The sequence below is a fragment of the Sphingomonas adhaesiva genome (assembly GCF_036946305.1).
Lineage (GTDB): Bacteria > Pseudomonadota > Alphaproteobacteria > Sphingomonadales > Sphingomonadaceae > Sphingomonas > Sphingomonas adhaesiva_B.
The window spans coordinates 144,738-163,924 of the sequence record NZ_JAQIJJ010000004.1 but is presented as its reverse complement, the minus strand read 5'-3'; the positions used below and the strand labels follow the sequence as shown (position 1 = coordinate 163,924).

General features: G+C 67.6%; 19 protein-coding genes and 1 pseudogene. 12 read left to right on the top strand and 8 right to left on the bottom strand.

Translation table 11 applies throughout. From position 1 onward, the window contains the following. Nucleotides 1-246: 246 nt before the first annotated feature. From PGN14_RS07220 to PGN14_RS07210, 3 genes are all read right to left on the bottom strand, one after another. The gene (locus PGN14_RS07220; protein ID WP_335298798.1) at nt 247-1,482 is read right to left on the bottom strand and encodes a cell wall hydrolase; all 1,236 of its coding nucleotides are present in this window, start codon (nt 1,480-1,482) and stop codon (nt 247-249) included. 70 nt (nt 1,483-1,552) lie between these two features. Beyond that, nucleotides 1,553-2,473 (bottom strand): cysteine synthase A, encoded by a 921-nt coding sequence (gene cysK / locus PGN14_RS07215; RefSeq protein ID WP_335298796.1) that lies wholly within the window; start codon nt 2,471-2,473, stop codon nt 1,553-1,555. After that, nucleotides 2,470-3,846 (bottom strand): MFS transporter, encoded by a 1,377-nt coding sequence (locus PGN14_RS07210; protein WP_335298795.1) that lies wholly within the window; start codon nt 3,844-3,846, stop codon nt 2,470-2,472. The genes cysK and PGN14_RS07210 overlap by 4 nt, the downstream gene beginning before the upstream one ends. 113 nt (nt 3,847-3,959) lie before the next feature. Here PGN14_RS07210 and pdhA point away from each other — a divergent pair, with 113 nt between their 5' ends. Further along, complete coding sequence (pdhA, locus tag PGN14_RS07205) at nt 3,960-5,030, top strand: pyruvate dehydrogenase (acetyl-transferring) E1 component subunit alpha (RefSeq protein ID WP_443019473.1); 1,071 nt, start codon at nt 3,960-3,962, stop codon at nt 5,028-5,030. Nucleotide 5,031: 1 nt separating this feature from the next. Next, entirely contained in the window at nt 5,032-6,468 is a 1,437-nt protein-coding gene (locus PGN14_RS07200; RefSeq protein ID WP_335298793.1) for a pyruvate dehydrogenase complex E1 component subunit beta, read from the top strand. A gap of 30 nt (nt 6,469-6,498) precedes the next feature. On the opposite strand, the gene PGN14_RS07195 is transcribed toward PGN14_RS07200, so the two are convergent. Genes PGN14_RS07195 through PGN14_RS07185 form a run of 3 tightly spaced genes read right to left on the bottom strand, consistent with a single transcriptional unit; the run spans nt 6,499 to nt 9,811 of the window. Then, entirely contained in the window at nt 6,499-7,179 is a 681-nt protein-coding gene (locus PGN14_RS07195; RefSeq protein WP_335298791.1) for a TadE/TadG family type IV pilus assembly protein, read from the bottom strand. Continuing rightward, the gene (locus PGN14_RS07190; RefSeq protein WP_335298790.1) at nt 7,176-7,793 is read right to left on the bottom strand and encodes a TadE/TadG family type IV pilus assembly protein; all 618 of its coding nucleotides are present in this window, start codon (nt 7,791-7,793) and stop codon (nt 7,176-7,178) included. Before PGN14_RS07190 ends, PGN14_RS07195 begins: the two co-directional genes overlap by 4 nt. Further along, complete coding sequence (locus tag PGN14_RS07185; RefSeq protein WP_335298789.1) at nt 7,790-9,811, bottom strand: pilus assembly protein; 2,022 nt, start codon at nt 9,809-9,811, stop codon at nt 7,790-7,792. Before PGN14_RS07185 ends, PGN14_RS07190 begins: the two co-directional genes overlap by 4 nt. On the opposite strand from PGN14_RS07185, the gene PGN14_RS07180 reads away from it, so the two are divergent. Both PGN14_RS07180 and PGN14_RS07175 read left to right on the top strand, forming a co-directional pair. Then, nucleotides 9,741-10,634, top strand: coding sequence for a squalene/phytoene synthase family protein (locus tag PGN14_RS07180; protein ID WP_335298788.1), 894 nt, complete (start codon nt 9,741-9,743; stop codon nt 10,632-10,634). The genes PGN14_RS07185 and PGN14_RS07180 overlap by 71 nt on opposite strands. 73 nt (nt 10,635-10,707) lie before the next feature. Then, entirely contained in the window at nt 10,708-11,181 is a 474-nt protein-coding gene (locus PGN14_RS07175; RefSeq protein ID WP_335298787.1) for an EF-hand domain-containing protein, read from the top strand. Nucleotides 11,182-11,244: 63 nt separating this feature from the next. On the opposite strand, the gene PGN14_RS07170 is transcribed toward PGN14_RS07175, so the two are convergent. Next, nucleotides 11,245-12,465 (bottom strand): NADP-dependent isocitrate dehydrogenase, encoded by a 1,221-nt coding sequence (locus PGN14_RS07170; RefSeq protein ID WP_335298786.1) that lies wholly within the window; start codon nt 12,463-12,465, stop codon nt 11,245-11,247. Nucleotides 12,466-12,585: 120 nt separating this feature from the next. On the opposite strand from PGN14_RS07170, the gene PGN14_RS07165 reads away from it, so the two are divergent. From PGN14_RS07165 to PGN14_RS07155, 3 genes are all read left to right on the top strand, one after another. Further along, a complete protein-coding gene (locus PGN14_RS07165; protein ID WP_335298785.1) occupies nt 12,586-12,951 on the top strand; it encodes a hypothetical protein in 366 nt (121 codons plus the stop codon). 38 nt (nt 12,952-12,989) lie between these two features. Further along, entirely contained in the window at nt 12,990-13,727 is a 738-nt protein-coding gene (locus tag PGN14_RS07160) for a phosphatidylserine decarboxylase (protein ID WP_335298783.1), read from the top strand. A gap of 69 nt (nt 13,728-13,796) precedes the next feature. Next, nucleotides 13,797-14,552: a CDP-alcohol phosphatidyltransferase family protein gene (locus tag PGN14_RS07155; RefSeq protein WP_335299183.1), complete on the top strand. Its 756-nt coding sequence runs from the start codon at nt 13,797-13,799 to the stop codon at nt 14,550-14,552. Here PGN14_RS07155 and PGN14_RS07150 read toward each other — a convergent pair. Further along, nucleotides 14,494-14,727 (bottom strand): hypothetical protein, encoded by a 234-nt coding sequence (locus PGN14_RS07150; RefSeq protein ID WP_335298782.1) that lies wholly within the window; start codon nt 14,725-14,727, stop codon nt 14,494-14,496. The two genes, PGN14_RS07155 and PGN14_RS07150, sit on opposite strands and share 59 nt — an antisense overlap. A gap of 326 nt (nt 14,728-15,053) precedes the next feature. On the opposite strand from PGN14_RS07150, the gene rpsB reads away from it, so the two are divergent. The 5 genes and pseudogenes from rpsB (at nt 15,054) to PGN14_RS07125 (ending at nt 19,184) form a co-directional block, all read left to right on the top strand. Continuing rightward, a complete protein-coding gene (rpsB, locus tag PGN14_RS07145) occupies nt 15,054-15,854 on the top strand; it encodes a 30S ribosomal protein S2 (RefSeq protein WP_335298781.1) in 801 nt (266 codons plus the stop codon). 102 nt (nt 15,855-15,956) lie between these two features. After that, entirely contained in the window at nt 15,957-16,892 is a 936-nt protein-coding gene (tsf, locus tag PGN14_RS07140) for a translation elongation factor Ts (protein WP_335298780.1), read from the top strand. Between the two features lie 239 nt (nt 16,893-17,131). After that, nucleotides 17,132-17,863 carry a UMP kinase gene (gene pyrH / locus PGN14_RS07135; protein ID WP_335298779.1) on the top strand — a complete coding sequence of 244 codons (732 nt, stop codon included), beginning with the start codon at nt 17,132-17,134 and terminating at the stop codon, nt 17,861-17,863. Next, nucleotides 17,863-18,420 carry a ribosome recycling factor gene (gene frr / locus PGN14_RS07130; RefSeq protein WP_335298778.1) on the top strand — a complete coding sequence of 186 codons (558 nt, stop codon included), beginning with the start codon at nt 17,863-17,865 and terminating at the stop codon, nt 18,418-18,420. The genes pyrH and frr overlap by 1 nt, the downstream gene beginning before the upstream one ends. 28 nt (nt 18,421-18,448) lie before the next feature. After that, a pseudogene (locus PGN14_RS07125) lies at nt 18,449-19,184 on the top strand (isoprenyl transferase). Nucleotides 19,185-19,187: the final 3 nt, after the last annotated feature.

The window sequence follows — 19,187 nt, the reverse complement described above, 5'->3', positions numbered from 1 at the left end:
TCACCCCGGCCTCGTGCCGGGGTCCAGAGTTCCGCGCGCCTCACGCTGGTTGGGTGGGCGGAACCCTGGATGCCGGAACAAGTCCGGCATGACGGGGTGGACGTTACGTCTCCGGCGATCGGTCCGCTTGCCTCGTCCACACGTCACCCCGGGCTCGACCCGGGGTCCATCTTTCCGCCCACACTACCAATGGAGGTAGTCGCGGCACCATGGATGCCGGATCAAGTCCGGCATGACGGAAGCTGACTATAGTTGCGGCACCGGGATCGACGGGCTCGCGGCAGGCGCCGGTGCGCGGCGGATGCCGCTTAGCGTTTCCGGTCCGCGTGGCGTCGGCGTAGGGGCGGGCGTCGCGGTCAGCGTCGCGCGGCCGCGCATGCATTGTGTCGCGGCATCGCGCGGGAATTGCTGGCAGTTCCACAGCGTCCGCTCCAGCCGCCCGGCGCGATCGCGCAGGTAGCTGAAGCCCATCCCCTGATATTGCGCCGGCGACATGGTGAGCGAGGTCGGCAGCAGCCGCCCGTCGATCCACCCCATCAGCTTGCAGCGCGCGCGGTCGCCGCACGCCTTGAGCGCCAGCGCGGGGAATGCCTCCGGCGTGCGCGGGTCGAGCACGACCAGGAAGGTGTCGGGATCCTCCGCCAGTGCATGCGGCGTGCCCGCGAGCGAGGCGGCGGCGATCGTCGCGGCGGCGGGTGCGGACAGCCCCTCCGCCAGCGGTGCGGCGGCGGCGACGGCCAGCGCGGCCTCGTCGAGCGCGCTGCCCAGCCGGTGTACCGCGGACAGCGTCGCCATCTTCGCCACCACCGGCTCCTGCGCCGACACGGTGCGGCGAAACGCAGCGGGGGTTCCCCACCAGCCGGTCCAGCGGAAGAAGAGATGGGTGTGGACCTCGGCGATCTTGTCGAGGCTGGCGCTCCAATACGGCACCACCCAGTCGGTATGGTAATGGGTGGCATAACCGACGGTGCGGTCGACCGCGCCGTTCAGCGCGCGCGCGGCAAGCTGGCGTGCGCGATCCCAGGCGGGTGGCGAGGGGATGCGCGCCAGCGCCCCGTCGCAGGTGAAGGTGAACTGGCAACCGGTGCTGCGTTCCGCGCCCTGGAAGACGACTTCGCAGACCGTCTTGGGGAAGGCGGGGTGGCGCAGGCGGTTGAGGACGACCTGTACCACCGCGCGCTGTCCGACGGGATCGTCGCCCGCCTCGTACCAGGCTGCCGCGGCGAGGCAGTCGGTGGCGCGCGCGCGCTGCTGCTCGTCGCCGGCGAAGCGGAACGGCTGCGCGGCAGGCTTGGGACCGCGGACGAACGGGATGCTCGCGTTCCACGCGCGTGCGTCCGCCGGGTCGAGCGACTGGAACTCGACCGGCTCGACCTCCGGCACCTCGGTCGGCGCGACGACGCGCTGCGGACGCTTCACCTTGGCGGCGAGCGCGGCGGGCACCGATGTCGGCACGGCGGGCGGATGGGTGACGATCGCCACGGGAAGCGCGATCGCGACCGCCGCGATCCCCGCGAGGATCGCGCGCAGCCGCCAGGAAGCATTTGTCAGGTCAGCTCTCCGGCAGGAAGTCCGGCACCGACAAGTAACGCTCGCCGGTGTCGTAGTTGAAGCCCAGCACGCGCGCATTGTCGGGCAGGTCCGGCAGCTTCTGCAGGATCGCGGCCAGCGTCGCGCCCGACGAGATGCCGACCAGCATGCCTTCCTCACGCGCGGCGCGGCGCGCCATGTCCTTGGCGACCGCGGCGTCGACCTCGATCACGCCGTCGAGCGCCTGGGTATGCAGGTTGGCGGGGATGAACCCTGCGCCGATGCCCTGGATCGGGTGCGGCCCCGGCTGGCCGCCGGAGATGACCGGCGATGCCTGCGGCTCGACCGCATACACCTTAAGTTCCGGCCATTCCTTTTTCAGCGTCTCCGCGACGCCGGTGATGTGGCCGCCGGTCCCCACGCCGGTGATGAGCACGTCGATCGGCGCGTCGCGGAAGTCGTTCAGGATCTCCTGCGCCGTGGTGCGGACGTGGACGTCGACGTTGGCGGGGTTCTCGAACTGCTGCGGCATCCACGCGCCCTCGGTCTGCTCGACCAGCTCCAGCGCACGCTCGATCGCACCCTTCATCCCCTTCTCGCGGGGCGTGAGGTCGAACTCCGCGCCATAGGCCAGCATCAGGCGCCGCCGCTCCAGGCTCATGCTCTCGGGCATGACCAGCACCAGCTTGTAGCCCTTCACCGCGGCGACCATGGCGAGGCCGATGCCGGTGTTGCCGCTGGTCGGCTCGATGATGGTGCCGCCGGGCTTCAGGTCGCCTGCCGCCTCGGCCGCCTCGATCATGGCAAGCGCGATGCGGTCCTTGATCGACCCGCCGGGATTCGCGCGTTCCGACTTGATCCATACCTCGGAACCGGGGAACAGCTTCTGCACGCGGATGTGCGGCGTGTTGCCGATCGTCTCCAGGATCGTGTTCGCCTTCATGGCTGCGCTACTCCGTGTTGTGGTTCGGTTTCGAGCATCTCGGGCGGGTCAAAGGTCCGCGCCCGCTTCAGTTCCGGGAAGAGATACGCCCATAGCAGCGTGACGGTGATCGCGCCGACCCCGCCGAAGACGACCGCGCCGACGGGGCCGAGCAGCGATGCCATCAGCCCGCTCTCCGCCTCGCCCAGTTCGTTGGAGGCCGAGATGGTGAGTTGCGACACCGCGCCGACGCGCCCGCGCATCGCGTCGGGCGTGTGCAGCTGGATCAGCGACTGGCGGACATAGACCGACACCATGTCCGCCCCGCCCGCGACGATCAGCGCGATCAGGCTCAGCACGAAATCGGTGCGGATCGCGGGGAAGAACGATCCGGCGGGCAGCGGCAGGACGGTGATGCCCAGCGCGTCGGTCACCTGCGTCGCCACGCCGAAGGTCAGGATGCCGAGCCCGAAGATGACGACCGCGATCAGCATCTTCACGCCGACATTGGTCTTCATCGGGCGGAACGAGAACCAGATCGCGGTCGAGGCCGCGCCGATTCCCATGCCCGCCGCCAGAAAGCCGAGCCCGCTGGCGCCGACGTGGAGGATATCGCGCGCGAAGATCGGCAGCAGCGCGGTCGCGCCCGCCAGCAGCACCGCGAACAGGTCCAGCGTGATCGCCGCCTGCACCAGCCGGTTGCGCTTCACATAGGAGAAGCCGTCGAGGATGCGCCGGAGCGGATGGCGATCCTTCTGCGCCGGCGGCTGCGGCACGCGGCCGATCAGGAACATCGTGCCCAGCGCCAGCGCCAGCATCCCCGATACCGCACCATAGGCGACGTCGGGATGGATCGCATAAAGCAGCCCGCCCACGCTGGGGCCGGCGATGGTCCCCGTCTGCCACGCGATCGAGGAGATCGCGATCGCAGTCGGCAGGCTTTCCTTGGGCACCAGATTGGGGGCCAGCGCGGAATAGGCCGGGCCGGAGAAGGCGCGTGCCACCCCGATCACCGCGGCGGCGGCGAACAGCACGGGCAGCGTCAGCGTGCCCGCCCAGGTGAACACCCCCAGCATCGCGGCATTGAGCACCAGCACCGCGGTGGTGGTGCGAACGATCCAGCGGCGGTCGACGCTGTCCGCCACCAGCCCCACGACCGGGGTCAGCATGAACAGCGGGACGAACTGCACCAGCCCGATCATGCCCAGCATGAACGCCGCCTCGCGGATGTCCATCGTTTCCCGCGCGATGCCATAGACCTGCCAGCCGATGATGATCGCCTGCGCGCTGATCGCGATCGTGCCGGAGAAGCGCGACAGCCAATAGGCGCGGAAGTTGGCGATACGCAGCGGGTGGATCGGCGGGACGGCGTCGGCAGGGGAAGGGCGATCCATATCGGGATCGGTAGCCCCGCGCCAAAACCCTTTCAAGCCGCTAGGGTTTGCGCAATCGCGGGTGCCGCGACTATAGGCGCGTCTCTCCCCAAGGAAACGAGGTTACGTCCATCGTGGCAAAAGCCCCAGCCCGCACGAACGCTACGGCATCCCAGCCTGAATCGGGTGATCCGTACAAGTCCAATCGCGAGCGCCCGTCCGATCCCGCGCCCTATGAGGCGACGAAAGAGGAATTGCTCAAGTTCTACGAGGACATGCTGCTGATCCGCCGGTTCGAGGAAAAGGCGGGGCAGCTGTATGGCCTGGGGCTGATCGGCGGCTTCTGCCACCTGTATATCGGTCAGGAAGCGGTCGCGGTGGGCCTGCAATCCGCGCTGACCGACAAGGATTCGGTCATCACCGGATATCGCGACCACGGCCATATGCTGTTGTGCGGCATCCCGCCCAAGGACGTGATGGCGGAACTGACCGGGCGCCAGGCCGGTATCTCCAAGGGCAAGGGCGGCTCGATGCACATGTTCAGCGTCGAGCATAAATTCTACGGTGGGCACGGCATCGTCGGCGCGCAGGTGTCGCTGGGTGCGGGCCTTGCGTTCAGCCACAAGTACAACAATGACGGCGGCGTGACTTTGGCCTATTTCGGCGACGGCGCCGCCAACCAGGGCCAGGTGTACGAGAGCTTCAACATGGCGGAGCTGTGGAAGCTCCCGATCATCTTCGTGATCGAGAACAACCAATACGCCATGGGCACGTCGGTCAACCGCGCCTCGTCGGAGGACCAGCTGTATCGTCGCGGCGAGAGCTTCCGCATCCCCGGCCTGCAGATCGACGGCATGGACGTGCTGGCGGCGCGCGGCGCGGCGGAGGAAGCGCTGGCGTGGGTGCGAGCGGGCAAGGGGCCGATCATCCTGGAGATGAAGACCTATCGCTATCGCGGCCATTCCATGTCCGATCCCGCCAAGTACCGCTCGCGCGACGAGGTGCAGGCGGTGCGCGACAAGTCCGACCCGATCGAACACGTCAAGAAGCTGCTGATGGAGAACCACGGCACCAAGGAAGACGAACTGAAGACGATCGAGCAGGCGATCCGCAAGCAGGTCAACGAATCGGCCGATTTCGCCGAGAGCACGCCGGAGCCGGAGCCGGCCGAACTGTACACTGACGTTCTGGTGGAGAAGTATTGAGATGGCGATCGACATCAAGATGCCGGCGCTGTCGCCCACGATGGAGGAGGGCACCCTCGCCAAGTGGCTCGTCAAGGAAGGCGACACGGTGAAGTCCGGCGACATCATGGCCGAGATCGAGACCGACAAGGCGACGATGGAGTTCGAGGCGGTCGATGAAGGCACCGTGGCGAAGATCCTGATCGCCGAGGGCACCGACGGCGTGAAGGTCGGCGAGGTCATCATGCAGCTGACCGGCGAGGGGGAAGAGGCGGGCGCTGCCGACAAGGCGCCCGAGCAGAGCAAGGACGATGAGCCCGAGCCGAAGGCGAAGGCGGACGCGAAGAAGGACGACAAGGTCGAAGACTCCGCGCACCCCGCGCAGGAAAAGGTCGAGACCGGCGCGCGCCAGATGTTCGACGCGGCGAAGCACGATGCCGAGGTGAAGGATCCCGCGATCCCCGACGGCACGGAGATGGTGAAGGTCACCGTCCGCGAGGCACTGCGCGACGCCATGGCGGAGGAGATGCGCGCCGACGATCGCGTCTTCGTGATGGGTGAAGAAGTCGCGCAATATCAGGGCGCGTACAAGGTGACGCAGGGGCTGCTGGACGAGTTCGGCGACCGCCGCGTGATCGACACGCCGATCACCGAATATGGCTTTGCCGGCATCGGCGCGGGCGCGGCGATGGGCGGGCTGAAGCCGATCGTCGAGTTCATGACGTTCAACTTCGCGATGCAGGCGATCGACCACATCATCAACTCGGCCGCCAAGACCAATTACATGTCGGGCGGGCAGATGCGCTGCCCGATCGTGTTCCGCGGCCCCAACGGTGCCGCCAGCCGCGTCGGCGCGCAGCATTCGCAGAATTACGGTCCGTGGTACGCCAGCGTTCCCGGCCTGATCGTGATCGCGCCCTATGACGCGGCCGATGCCAAGGGGCTGTTGAAGGCGGCGATCCGCACGCAGGATCCGGTCGTGTTCCTGGAGAACGAGCTGCTCTACGGCCGCTCGTTCGAGGTGCCGAAGCTGGACGACTGGGTGCTGCCGATCGGCAAGGCGCGCATCATGCGCGAAGGCAAGGATGTCACGATCGTCAGCTACTCGATCGGCGTCGGTCTCGCGCTGGAAGCGGCCGAGACGCTGGCCGGCGAAGGGATCGAGGCGGAGGTCATCGACCTGCGCACGCTGCGCCCGCTCGACAAGCAGACCGTGCTCAAGAGCCTCGCCAAGACCAACCGGCTGGTGGTGGTGGAGGAAGGCTGGCCGACCTGCTCTATCGCGTCGGAGATCGTCGCGATCGCGATGGAGGAGGGGTTCGACGACCTCGACGCGCCGGTGCTGCGCGTCACCAACGAGGACGTCCCGCTCCCTTACGCCGCCAATCTGGAGAAGCTGGCCTTGGTGTCCGCGGACAAGGTGACGGCCGCGGTCCGCAAGGTCTGCTACCGCAACTGACGCGGCGCGCGCGGCGCACCGCCCGGCCGCTCAGGTGGCCGACAGGTGCGCCGCGTCGCACAGCCGGCGCTGCGCGTCGGTCAGGTTGGAGATGTTGGTCAGCGTCTGGCTGGCCCGGTCGCGGACGGTGAACGACTGGATCGCGCTCAGCTCCATCGTCGGCATGAATCCGGTGCCGACGAGCGGTTGATAGGTATAGCGTACCTCCGCAAAGGCGAGCGCGGAGCCGGAAACGGGGCGGATCTTGTTCGTGCTCGGCCCCATGCCGGTGGCCATCGAGGAGTTGGTCGCACCATCCCCGGCGACGCCATAGGCCGAGGTGACGTTCTTCTTCCCGAAGCAGCGCTGCCAGGTGATCTTGTACCCGGCATTGGCGCCCGTCTGGCCGTTGTCCTCGACGGTGGAGACGATCACGCGGCCCTGATCGCCGAACTTGATGTTCTCGCCCGCGAAGCGGACGCCGGTCATCACCTCGTTGATGTCGTTCTCGTCGATCGTGGCGCGCACGCGTGCCACATTGTCCGCCGCCATCATCGCGATCTGGTTCAGTCGCAGGACGGTGACCGCCAGATTGCCGACCTCCACCCCCGTCAGCGCGATCGGCAGCATGAACACCAGCGCCAGCGCGAACTCGGTCATCGCCACGCCGGACGTGTCGCGCGCCAGCCGCCGCGACAGGGAGGGGCGCGGCAGGGAGAGGTGACGCATCATGAGCAGCGGATCCTGACCTGCTGGTCGCCGTAGGGCTGATTGCGGATCAGCGTCTTGGCGTGGATGTCGGTGGTGTTGCCCAGGCCGATCGCCGCCAGCAGCGGGGACAGCCGTGGCACCGACACGTCGACCTTGTAATAGATGATGTCGTCCGACGAGCCGAGATCCGCGCCGCCGCCCCCGGTCGCATCGTAGCGCCCGTTGTTGTTGCGATCCTCGTAGCAGTCGCCGACGTTATAGACGCCGACCGGCGCGGTATCGCCGGTGATCCGCTCCCCGCCGCCCACGTTCGAGAAGTTGAAATAGCTGAGCGGCGTGACGATCACCGCATTGGGATCGCTGCGCTGTGCGACGGGCAGGATGGTGCGCACCTCGTCTGTGACCAGATCGATTACCTGCTGGCGCGTGCGATTGCCCACCGCCGCCTTTCGCGCCGCGCGTTCCAGCGCGCCGTTGGTCAGCGCGTTCAGATACACCTGATAACCGATATCGAGCGAGCCGAGCAGCATCGTCAGGAACGGCAACAGAACGAGCGCGAACTCGACGATCGTGGCACCGCGCCGGTCGCGCGCGATCGCGGCGACCGGCCGGCGACGAGGCGCGAGCCGGATCACGAGGAGAGCCTCAGCCCACCGACCGTCTGTGCGATCCGTGCGAAGGTCTGACGCAGGGTGGCGGTATCGGACGCCACCGACCAGTGGCCGCCGGTCTTGCCCCCGCTGGCGCAGTTCTTCAGCGTGTCAGTGAGGTCGGACACGCCAAAGCCGATTACCCAGACCGTGAAGCCCTTGCCCTGCATTTCGTTGCAGATGATCTCGGTGCGGCGCTGGTGACGCTCGATCATCCCCGCCGTATCGGTGTTCGTCGGGCCGATGCGCCCGTCGAGCTCGTTGATACCCCAGGGATCGTTGGCATATTCACGCGTATCCAGATCGCCATCGGTCATGAACACGATATTGCGCGACACCTGATAGCGTCCCGGCGCGGCGGCGTCGGAGTTGGTGGCACTGAAGATCCCGTCCGGCGACAGGAAGCGTGCGCCCCAGATCATGCCGATATCGTGGTACGTTCCACCGATCGCCGTCAGCGAATCGACATAGGTGTTGAAGGTGGCCGAGCTTTTGGTCGACGCGACATAGTCCGACGAATATTGCGTCAGCACGCTCGCTTCCCTGGGGCACGCCGCAAAGCCGCTGGCAATCCAGCTGCTGCGGTTCAGCCAGTTGCCGCCGCGGTCGAACTGAACGTCGGCAAGGAACGGCTTCCACTTGTTCTGGATGCTGGTCGGGATGAGATCGATCTTCAGGTCGTCCGCGTCCGTCGGCGGGGTCAGCGAGCTGGATGCCACGATGGTGTTGACGGTCCGCGCCTCCTCGATGCAGCCTCCCCACGTCGCGGTCGCGCTGACACTGCCGTTGGGATTGCCGCCGGAAGAATAGCCCGTGTAATAGGTCGGGTTGGGCATCGACCCGTTCTGGACCGCTCCTGATACGTCGATGTCGGTCCGCTTGACGTAATTCCAGTTCTTGAAGTCGTTTTCCTGACGCCACGTCACCGGCGTCTCGGTGCTGGAGGCGCGGTAGGCGGTGACGCGCGCGGTGCGCTGCTGCAGCTTGCACGTACTGCCCGACATGCCATACCGATAGTCGGCCAGCGTGCCGCCAAGATAGCCGCTGTTCGAAGAATAGTTCTTCGTCTGGCTGTTGTCAGGATAGACCATATTCTCTTGGCTCGTGAGCGATGGTGTGCTCCACGACGACACGCTCAGCTTGTCGGCAGGCGCACCCTGCTGCGAACAGGACGAGGAACTGATGTTACCCTTGCTGCTGGCATAGCCATCGACGGAGGCGTTAACGTCGGACCAGCTGCTCCACGACGAACTGGAGCTGGATGGCGTTGTGTACGTCGGCTGGGCGTAGGACTGGCTGCCCTCGGTCCCATAGGTCGGCACCCAGACGAGCTCGGTCACCGCGACACGCGATTGATATTCCCACGTCTCGCTACCGGTTCCACCGGCGAGATACGCCGGGTTCAGCCCATAGACGATGCGGCCGACGTTGACGTTGCTGGAATAGGGCATGAAGCCGTAGCGCACGCGACCGGGTCCGCTGGCGGCGCCCGGTCCCAGGGCTGCGTAGAAATCCTTCACCGCCTGCTTCAATCCGGCCAGCTTGGAATCGGTGCCCGTGGATGACACGCTGCCGTCGGGTTTCCGCGCCATCGACCCCGTCACGTCCAGCACGAACATCACGTCGGTGTTCGGGATGTTCAGCGTCGCCTGGCACGATACGTTGACCGGGACGGTGGTGTAGCCGAACATCTTCATGATCGTGGTCGGCATCGTCACCGAGGCGGTGCCGACGACGACGCCGTCGGCGCCCTTGGCGAAGGTGCGCGTGACATTCTGTCCGGAATAGGTGCCGGCCGGGAAGTTGAAGTCGAAGAATTCGTTCGCCTTGGCCTGCTCCGTCGCGGTCAGCGCGGTGACGTTGGCCATCGCCTTGCGCCCGGCCAGCGCGCCGGCGTCGCACGCCTGCTGCAGGCGGGCGTAGCTCATGTAGATGCGACTGGCGTCGACCGCGCCGCCGATCATCGCCAGCAGCGGGATCACCCCCACCGCGGTCATCATCATGACATTGCCCGATGTCGACCGGCCGAGGCGCGTCAGCACGCCGGTCGAGGTCGGCCGGGTGCGCTTCCGCCAGAGAGGAACCTGTTGCATGGAGGCGGCGTATGGCGCGATCGTCGATAACGTGGCTTCAATCGCTATGGTTAATCCGGAAGTAATCCAGCGGGATACGCCACGCGCGGCGGAGCGGGCGCTGATCCTCGGCTATGCACCGGTGGCGTGCCGCGCGGCGCTGGCGGCGCTGCTGGCGCTCGACGATCGGCTGGCGGCGGTCCTGCAGACCACCCGTGAGCCGCTGGTGGGGCAGATGCGGCTGACGTGGTGGCACGAGGCGCTGTCGCGGCTCGACGCGCATGCGCCGCCCGCGGAACCCGTGCTGACCGCGCTGGCACGCGACGTCGTCCGGCGGACGGGCGCGGCGCCGCTCGCTGATCTGGTGGAGGGATGGGAGGCGCTGCTCGACATGCCGCTGGATCGGGAGGCGCTGGAGCGCCATGCGCGATCGCGCGGCGCGGGGCTGTTCAGGCTGGCGGCGACGGTGCTGGCACCAGCGGCTGGCGACGATCCGCGGATCGCGCGCGCGGGCGAAGGCTGGGCGCTGGCGGATCTGTCGCGTCACGTCAGCGATACGGCGCTGGCGGCGGCGACCGGTCGCATGGCGGTCGAGCGGCTGGAGGAGGGGCTCGCGGGGCGCTGGCCGGTTCGTGCGCGCGCGCTGGGGGCGATGGCGCATCTGGCGCGGATCGACCTGACGCGCGCCGATCGGCCGGAGGGGCATCCCGCCCGCGCCGCCCGCATCCTCTGGCATCGCGCGACGGGGCGCTAGGCGCGCCACGGGTGTTGCCGCCTGCCCGCGTGTGGCTAGACTGGCGCCGGTAACCGGGGGGAGCACAGGGGCGATGTGGCGATATGCGGCGGGGAGCGTGGCGACGCTGCTGCTGGTGGCGGCGGGATGGCTGATCTTCAACGGGCAGGCGCGGCCGGACCCGCTGGTGCCCGCGAGGACCGCGGCGGGCGCACCGGCGCAGGTGACGGAGCCGGCGCCGTTGCCGGAGGATGCCGGCCTGCCGGAGGCGTCGGCGCGGACCCGCGAGCAGAAGCGCTTCGACCGCTACGACAAGGATCGCAATGCCAGCATCACGCGTGAGGAATATCTCGCGTCGCGGCGCAAGGCGTTCGCGAAGCTGGACGTGAACGGCGACGGGCGGTTGTCGTTCGACGAATGGGCGGCGCGTACCACCCAGCGCTTTGCCGAGGCGGATCGCGACCGGTCGGGCACGCTGACCGCGGCCGAGTTCGCGACGACCGCACCCAAGCGCCGCGCGGCGCGGCCCGCCTGTCGCTGCCCGCAGCCCGTAACCGCCGACGATTGATCACGAAAAAGCCGGCGCGTCGGGGGACGCGCCGGCCAGATCGTGTCGATGACGGTCGGGCGATCAGGCCCAGGTCGCCATCTTCTTCTCCAGGTTGACGCGGACCGCCTCGAAGAACTGCTCGGTCGTCATCCACTTCTGGTCGGGGCCGATCAGGATCGCGAGATCCTTGGTCATGTCGCCGGCCTCGACCGTCTCGACGCAGACGCGCTCCAGCTCCTCGGCGAAGCGGGTGACGTCGGGCGTGCCGTCGAACTTGCCGCGATACTTCAGCCCGCCGGTCCAGGCGAAGATCGATGCGATCGGGTTGGTCGACGTCGCCTTGCCCTGCTGATGTTGGCGATAGTGACGCGTAACGGTGCCGTGCGCCGCCTCCGCCTCGATCGTCTTGCCGTCCGGGGTCATCAGCACCGAGGTCATCAGCCCCAGCGAGCCGAAGCCCTGCGCGACCTGATCCGACTGCACGTCGCCGTCATAATTCTTGCAGGCCCAGACGAACTCGCCGTTCCACTTGAGCGCGGAAGCAACCATGTCGTCGATCAGGCGATGCTCATAGACGATACCGGCCTTCTTGAAGTCCTCGGCGAACTCGCTTTCGAACACTTCGGCGAAGATATCCTTGAAGCGACCGTCATACGCCTTGAGGATGGTGTTTTTCGTCGAGAGATAGACTGGCCAGCCGCGGCCGAGGCCGTAGTTCATCGAGGCGCGCGCGAAATCGCGGATCGATTCGTCCAGATTGTACATGCCCATCGCGACGCCGGCGCCGGGGAAGTCGAACACTTCCTCCTCGATCGTCTCGCCGTTCTCGCCTTCCCACTTCATGGTCAGCTTGCCCTTGCCGGGCACCTTGAAGTCGGTCGCCTTATACTGGTCGCCGAACGCGTGGCGGCCGACGACGATCGGGTGCGTCCAGCCCGGGATCAGGCGGGGGACGTTGCGCATCACGATCGGCTCGCGGAAGACGACGCCGCCCAGGATGTTGCGGATCGTGCCGTTGGGCGACTTCCACATCTTCTTGAGGCCGAATTCCTCGACGCGCGCCTCGTCCGGGGTGATCGTGGCGCACTTCACGCCGACGCCGTACTTCTGGATCGCCTTGGCCGAATCCACCGTCACCTTGTCGTCGGTGGCGTCGCGGTGCTCGATGCCCAGGTCGTAATAATCGAGGTCGATGTCGAGATAGGGCTTCACCAGCCGCTCGCGGATCCACTCCCAGATGATCCGCGTCATCTCGTCGCCGTCGATCTCCACGACGGGCGTCTTCACCTTGATCTTCGCCATCTGCGTTTCCTTGTGAGGGGAGGTTGCCGCGGTCGATAGGGGGAAGGGCGCGGGGGATCAACCACGTGCGTCATGGAGCCGGTAAGGGGTGTGCAACGTTCGGGCGATGGAGGCGGATGTATGCGGATGTTGACGATGATCGCGGCGATGGTGGTGACGAGCGCACCGGCATGGGCCGATACGCTGCCGCTGGTGCGCGGCGCCTATGTGCAGAGCGGGGTGGCGTGCCGGCAGGCGCCCAATGCGGCGCTGCGCGACTATAACGGTCAGGGAATCGGCTCCAGCAAGGCCGGGCAGTGCCAGGGGCGCGTGCTGGCGCATATCGGCAAGCGCTATACGCTGCGTCAGCGGTGCGTCGAATATGGCGGTCGCGCGCCCGCGATCGGGCGGGCGGAGCGGCTGAAGCTGCGCGTCGACGCGCGCGATGCCTTCACCGACCTCGCCGACGGGACGCATTACCGGCTGTGCCCGGCGCTGAAGCTGTGACGGTTGTCACGCCGCGCGGGCACCGATAGGACCGGGCGATGACATCGCTCGACAAACCGCCGCAGCATGGCGGGATTCCCGTCACCACCACCGTCAAGTGGCGTTTCCCCGCGATCCATCCCGAGGGGCAGAAGTTCACCGCCATCGCCTTCGGCATCACCTTGCTGATGACGATCGTGTCCAAGGTGTTCTTCTGGCCGCTGCTGGGCGTCACCTTGTGGGTGGCGGCGTTCTTCCGCGATCCGGTGCGCGCGACCCCGATCGGCGACGACCTGATCGTGTCGCCCGCCGACGGGCTGGTGACGATGATCGAGCGCGTGCCGGTGCCGCGCGAGCTGGTCGGCGAGCTGGGCGAGGCACCGATGGTGCGCGTGTCGGTGTTCATGTCGGTGTTCGACGTCCACATCAACCGCTCGCCGATCGCGGGCGTGATCCGGCAGGTGGTCTATATCTCGGGCAAGTTCCTCAACGCCGACCTCGACAAGGCGTCGGAGGAGAATGAGCGCCAGCATTTCGTGGTGGAGGGGCATGACGGCCGCAAGGTCGGCTTCACGCAGATCGCGGGGCTGGTGGCGCGGCGTATCGTCGCCTTCGCCAAGATCGGCGACATCGTGGGCGCCGGGCAGCGCGTCGGTCTGATCCGCTTCGGCAGCCGCGTCGACGTGTTCCTGCCCGAAGGATGCGTGCCGCAGGTGGCGCTGGGGCAGCGCGCGATCGCGGGCGAGACGGTGCTGGCGCGCTTCGGCGGGACGCCCGTCAGCGCGGTCGCGCAGTAACGATGCTGCCCCCCGGTCCCGCGCCGCGCCGCCCGCCGACCGCTGCGTCGCGCCGCCGCGGGGCTGCCGCTGCGCGCGGTGGCGCCCAATGCGGTGACCGCGCTGGCGCTGTGTTCGGGCCTGTCGGGGATACGCTTCGCGATCTCCGGGTCGTTCGAGCTGGCGGTGGTGATGGTGCTGGTCGCGGGCGTGCTCGACGGGCTGGACGGCCGGGTCGCGCGAATGCTGCATGGCGAGAGCCGGTTCGGTGCCGAACTGGATTCGCTGGCGGATGCGATCTCGTTCGGCGTGTCGCCCGCGCTCATCATCTATCTCTGGTCGCTCCACGCGTTGCCGCGGTTCGGCTGGATGGCGGCGTTGATGCTCGCGGTCTTCTGCGCGCTGCGCCTCGCGCGGTTCAACGCCGCGATCGATGCCAGCGAGCAACCGCACAAGTCCGCGGGCTTCCTGACCGGCGTGCCGGCCCCGGCGGGTGCCGGGCTGGCGTTCCTGCCGCTGTTCCTGTGGTTCGTCACCGAGGAGCCGCTGCTGCGCGATCCGCGGCTGGTGGCGCCGTGGACCGTGCTGGTCGCGATGCTGATGGTGTCGAGCCTCGCCACCTTCTCCTGGACGTCGCTGCGGCTGCGGCGGAACATCCGGTTCGAGGCGATCGCGCTGGTGGTGTTCGTCGGTGCCGCCGCGGTCAGCGCACCGTGGCAGACGGCGGCGGCGGCGTGCGTCGCCTATCTGCTGTCGATCCCGTTCAGCGTCGCCAGCTATGCCCGGGTCAGGCGGCTTCGCGCGGGCGCAGCGTCGGGCGTCCCGGTGCCGCCGCCCAGCGCCTGACCGCGATCCGGCGTTCGGCGCGCACCAGCGAGGCGAGCGGTTCGAACCGGGGCTGTTGCGGTACGCCGCGCAATGCGGTGGCGATCTTGTCCAGGCTGGGCAGGACGGTCGCGGCGAGTGCGTAGCCGGCCATCGCCAGCGCCGCACCGAAAATCACGATAGCTACAAAGGTCATCATGTTCGCCTCCTCGACACGCGCGAACCAACCGCCGACGAACCCCTTGACTCCGTCCGGGTTCCTCTAATTCGCACCGGATTGGCATCGATCATGTCGATTCGAGGCCCTCGGTACGGCGGCGTACACTCGGTTCGCTGTTTGTTCGTTGGCGTTGTTCCATCTATGTTCCGGGCTGTCAAGCGGCGATCGCGTCTTGCGTGTCGCGGCGGCTTGCGCTAAGGGTGCCACCCTCAACCCCGCATGGGAAGCATCATCAACCGGTGCGCTGGCCTTCGAGGCTGCGTCACTCGCTTCCCAGAGGCTTAACCGGAAGGAATTACCCTATGGCGGCACCTGTCGTCAGCATGCAGCAGCTGATCGAGACCGGCGCGCACTTCGGCCACCAGACGCATCGCTGGAATCCGAAGATGAAGCCCTACATCTTCGGCGAGCGCAACGGCGTCCACATCATCGACCTGTCGCAGACCGTGCCGCTGTTCGCGCGCGCGCTGGAGTTCGTGTCGCAGTCGGTGGCGCAGGGCGGCAAGGTGCTGTTCGTCGGCACCAAGCGTCAGGCGCAGGAGCCGGTCGCCGACGCCGCGCGTCGTGCCGGCCAGCATTTCGTCAACCACCGCTGGCTGGGCGGCATGCTCACCAACTGGAAGACGATCAGCAACTCGATCAAGCGCCTGAAGGCGCTGGAAGAGCAGCTGTCGGGCAACACCGCGGGCCTGACCAAGAAGGAAGTCCTGCAGCTGACGCGCGAGCGCGACAAGCTGGAGCTGTCGCTGGGCGGCATTCGCGACATGGGCGGCGTGCCCGACGTGATGTTCGTGATCGACGCGAACAAGGAAGAGCTGGCGATCAAGGAGGCGAATACGCTGGGCATCCCGGTCGTCGCGATCCTCGATTCGAACGTGTCGCCGGACGGCATCGCCTTCCCGGTGCCCGCGAACGACGACGCGGCGCGCGCCATCCGCCTGTATTGCGAGGCGATCGCGATCGCGGCGACGCGTGGCAACCAGCAGCAGCAGGCCAGCCGTGGCGTCGACCTGGGCGCGATGAGCGAGCCGCCGGCGGAGGAAGCGACCAATGTCGAGACCCCGGCTGCGGATGCCCCGGCCGAGCAGACGGCTGCCGCGTAATCGTCATGCAGCGCGTGTAGGCGCGCTGTGGTTTTCCGTTCGGTGCGCGGCGGTTCGCTTTCGGACCGTCGCGCATCGGCGCACCCAAGCAAGGACAAGATGATGGCCGATATCACGGCAGCGATGGTCAAGGACCTGCGCGAGAAGAGCGGCGCGGGCATGATGGACTGCAAGAAGGCGCTGAGCGAGAACGGCGGCGACATGGAGGCCGCGCTCGACTGGCTGCGCACCAAGGGCCTGGCGGCCGCGCAGAAGAAGTCGAGCCGCACCGCGGCCGAGGGGCTGGTCGGCGTCGCCGTCGCCGGCACCAAGGGTGCGGTGGTCGAGGTCAATTCCGAGACCGACTTCGTCGCGAAGAACGACCAATTCCAGGCGTTCGTCCGCGAGGTGACCCAGATCGCGCTCGCCACCGGCGGTGACGTGGAGGCGATCAAGGCCGAGAAGATGCCGTCGGGCACCACCGTCGCCGAGGCGCTGACCAACAATATCGCCACGATCGGCGAGAACCAGTCGATCCGTCGCGCACGCCAGCTGTCGGTGGAGAAGGGCGCGGTCGTCGCCTATGTCCACAACCAGCAGGCACCGGGGCTGGGCAAGATCGGCGTGCTGGTCGCGCTGGAGTCCGAGGCGTCGGACGAGGTGCTCCAGGGTCTGGGCAAGCAGCTGGCGATGCACATCGCCGCCGCCTTCCCCAAGGCGCTGAACGAAGAGGATCTGGACGAGGCCGAGATCGAGCGCGAGCGCGCGATCGCGACCGAGAAGGCGTCCGAATCGGGCAAGCCGGCCGACATCATCGCCAAGATGGTCGAGGGCTCGATCGCCAAGTACCGCAAGGAGCATGCGCTGGTCAGCCAGCTGTTCGTGATGGACGGCAAGACCAAGATCAGCGACGTGGTCGCCAAGGCGGGCAAGGATGCCGGCGCGGCGATCGCGCTGAAGGACTATGTCCGCTTCCAGCTGGGCGAGGGCATCGAGAAGGAAGTGTCCGACTTCGCCGCCGAAGTCGCCGCCGCCTCGGGCGTGCCGCAGCCGGCGTAAGCCGTCGCGCTATCCGCGAGAGATGAGGGCCGCCGCTCCGGGTAACCGGGGCGGCGGTTTTCGTTTCCTTCGTCACCCCGGACTTGATCCGGGGTCCCGCTGTTCGCCTGCGTCGGAGAAGAAGCGGGACCCCGGCTCAAGGCCGGGGTGACGGTTACGCCGCGTGGCCTGTCAACCCATTGCCAGCCCCGCGCCTGCCGCCTAGGGTCCGCGCCGCCCTCCACCAGCATCCGGATTCCATGACCCAGCCCCGCTACAAACGCATCCTCCTCAAACTGTCCGGCGAAGTGCTGATGGGCGAGGGGGGGCTGGCGATCGACCCCGCGATCACCGCGCGCGTGGCGGAGGAGATCGCGGACGTGAAGGCGCAGGGCTATGAGCTGTGCATCGTCGTCGGCGGTGGCAATATCTTCCGCGGGCTGGCCGCGGCGGCCAAGGGGTTCGAGCGCGGCACCGCCGATTATATGGGGATGCTCGCCACCGTCATGAACGCGCTGGCGGTGCAGAATGCGCTGGAGCAGATCGGCGTCGACACCCGCGTCCAGTCGGCGATCCCGATGCAATCGGTATGCGAGCCGTTCATCCGTCGTCGCGCCGAGCGCCATCTGGAAAAGGGCCGCGTGGTGATCTTCGCCGCGGGCGTCGGCTCGCCGTTCTTCACCACCGACAGCGGGGCGGCGCTGCGCGCGGCGGAGCTGAACTGCGACGCCTTGTTCAAGGGCACGTCGGTCGACGGCGTCTATGATGCCGATCCGAAGAAGGTGGCGGGCGCGAAGCGTTTCGAAACCGTCAGTTACGACACGGTGCTGGCGAAGAACCTGAAGGTCATGGACGCCAGCGCGATCGCGCTGTGCCGTGATTCGAACATCCCGATCGTCGTCTTCAACATCCGCGAGCATGGCAATTTTGCCGCCGTGCTGCGCGGTGAAGGGGTGTCGACGGTCGTGCAGAAGCAAATGGAGACGATCTGATGCCCGCCTATGACAAGGCAGATCTGGAGCGCCGCATGCAGGGCGCGGTGGAATCGCTCAAGGGCGATCTCGGCGGCCTGCGCACCGGCCGCGCGTCGACCTCGCTGCTCGATCCGGTGACGGTCGAGGTCTATGGCGCGCACATGCCGCTCAACCAGGTGGCGACCGTGTCGGTGCCCGAGCCGCGGATGATCTCCGTCCAGGTGTGGGACAAGACCAACGTCGGGCCGGTCGAGAAGGCGATCCGCTCCGCGGGCCTCGGCCTCAACCCGATCAATGACGGGCAGACGCTGCGGCTGCCGATCCCGGACCTGACCGAGGAGCGGCGCAAGGAGCTGGCCAAGCTCGCCGGCCAATATTCGGAAAAGGCCAAGGTGGCGGTGCGCAACGTGCGCCGCGACGGCATGGACGCGCTGAAGACCGACGAGAAGAAGGGCGTGTTCAGCGAGGACGAGCGCAAGCGCCACGAGGGCGAGGTCCAGAAGCTGACCGATGCGACGATCGCGGACATCGACGTGGTCGCGGGTGCCAAGGAAAAGGAAATCCTGGGCAAGTGACGCGCCGGACATCTCTGGGGGAGGATTGATGGCGACCGCGGCGGTGACGCACCAGCCCGTGCCGGAGGTGTTGCCGCGTCATGTGGCGATCATCATGGACGGCAACGGCCGCTGGGCCGCCAAGCGCCACCTGCCGCGCGCCGCCGGGCATCGTGCGGGCGTGGAGGCGGTGCGGGCCGTCACCCGCGCCGCGCGCGCGATGGGGCTGGAGGCGCTGACGCTGTACGCCTTCTCCTCGGAGAACTGGCGTCGTCCGGAGGATGAGGTCAGCGGGCTGATGGGGCTGCTGAAGTTCTTCATCCGGCACGATCTGGCGGAGCTGGTGCGCGAGAACGTGCGGCTGCGCGTGATCGGCGACTATCGCCGCTTCCCCACCGATGTCGTGGCGCTGGTCGAGGATGCGCTGGCGCGGACCGCGCAGAACACCGGGCCGATCCTGGCGATCGCGCTGAATTACGGCGCGCAGGCGGAGCTGGTCGCGGCGGCGCAGCGGCTCGCCGAGCGTGCCGCGGCGGGCGGGATGGACCCCGCCGCGATCGATGCCGACGCGATCGAGCGCGAGCTGGAGACGCGCGAACTGCCCCCCGCTCGACCTGCTGATCCGCACCTCTGGCGAACAGCGGCTGTCCAATTTCCTGCTGTGGCAGGCGGCCTATGCCGAATTGCTGTTCGTCGACACGCTATGGCCCGATTTCGGTGCGGCGGATCTCGCGGCGGCGCTGGATGCGTTCGGCCGGCGGCAGCGCCGCTATGGTGGCCTTTGACGA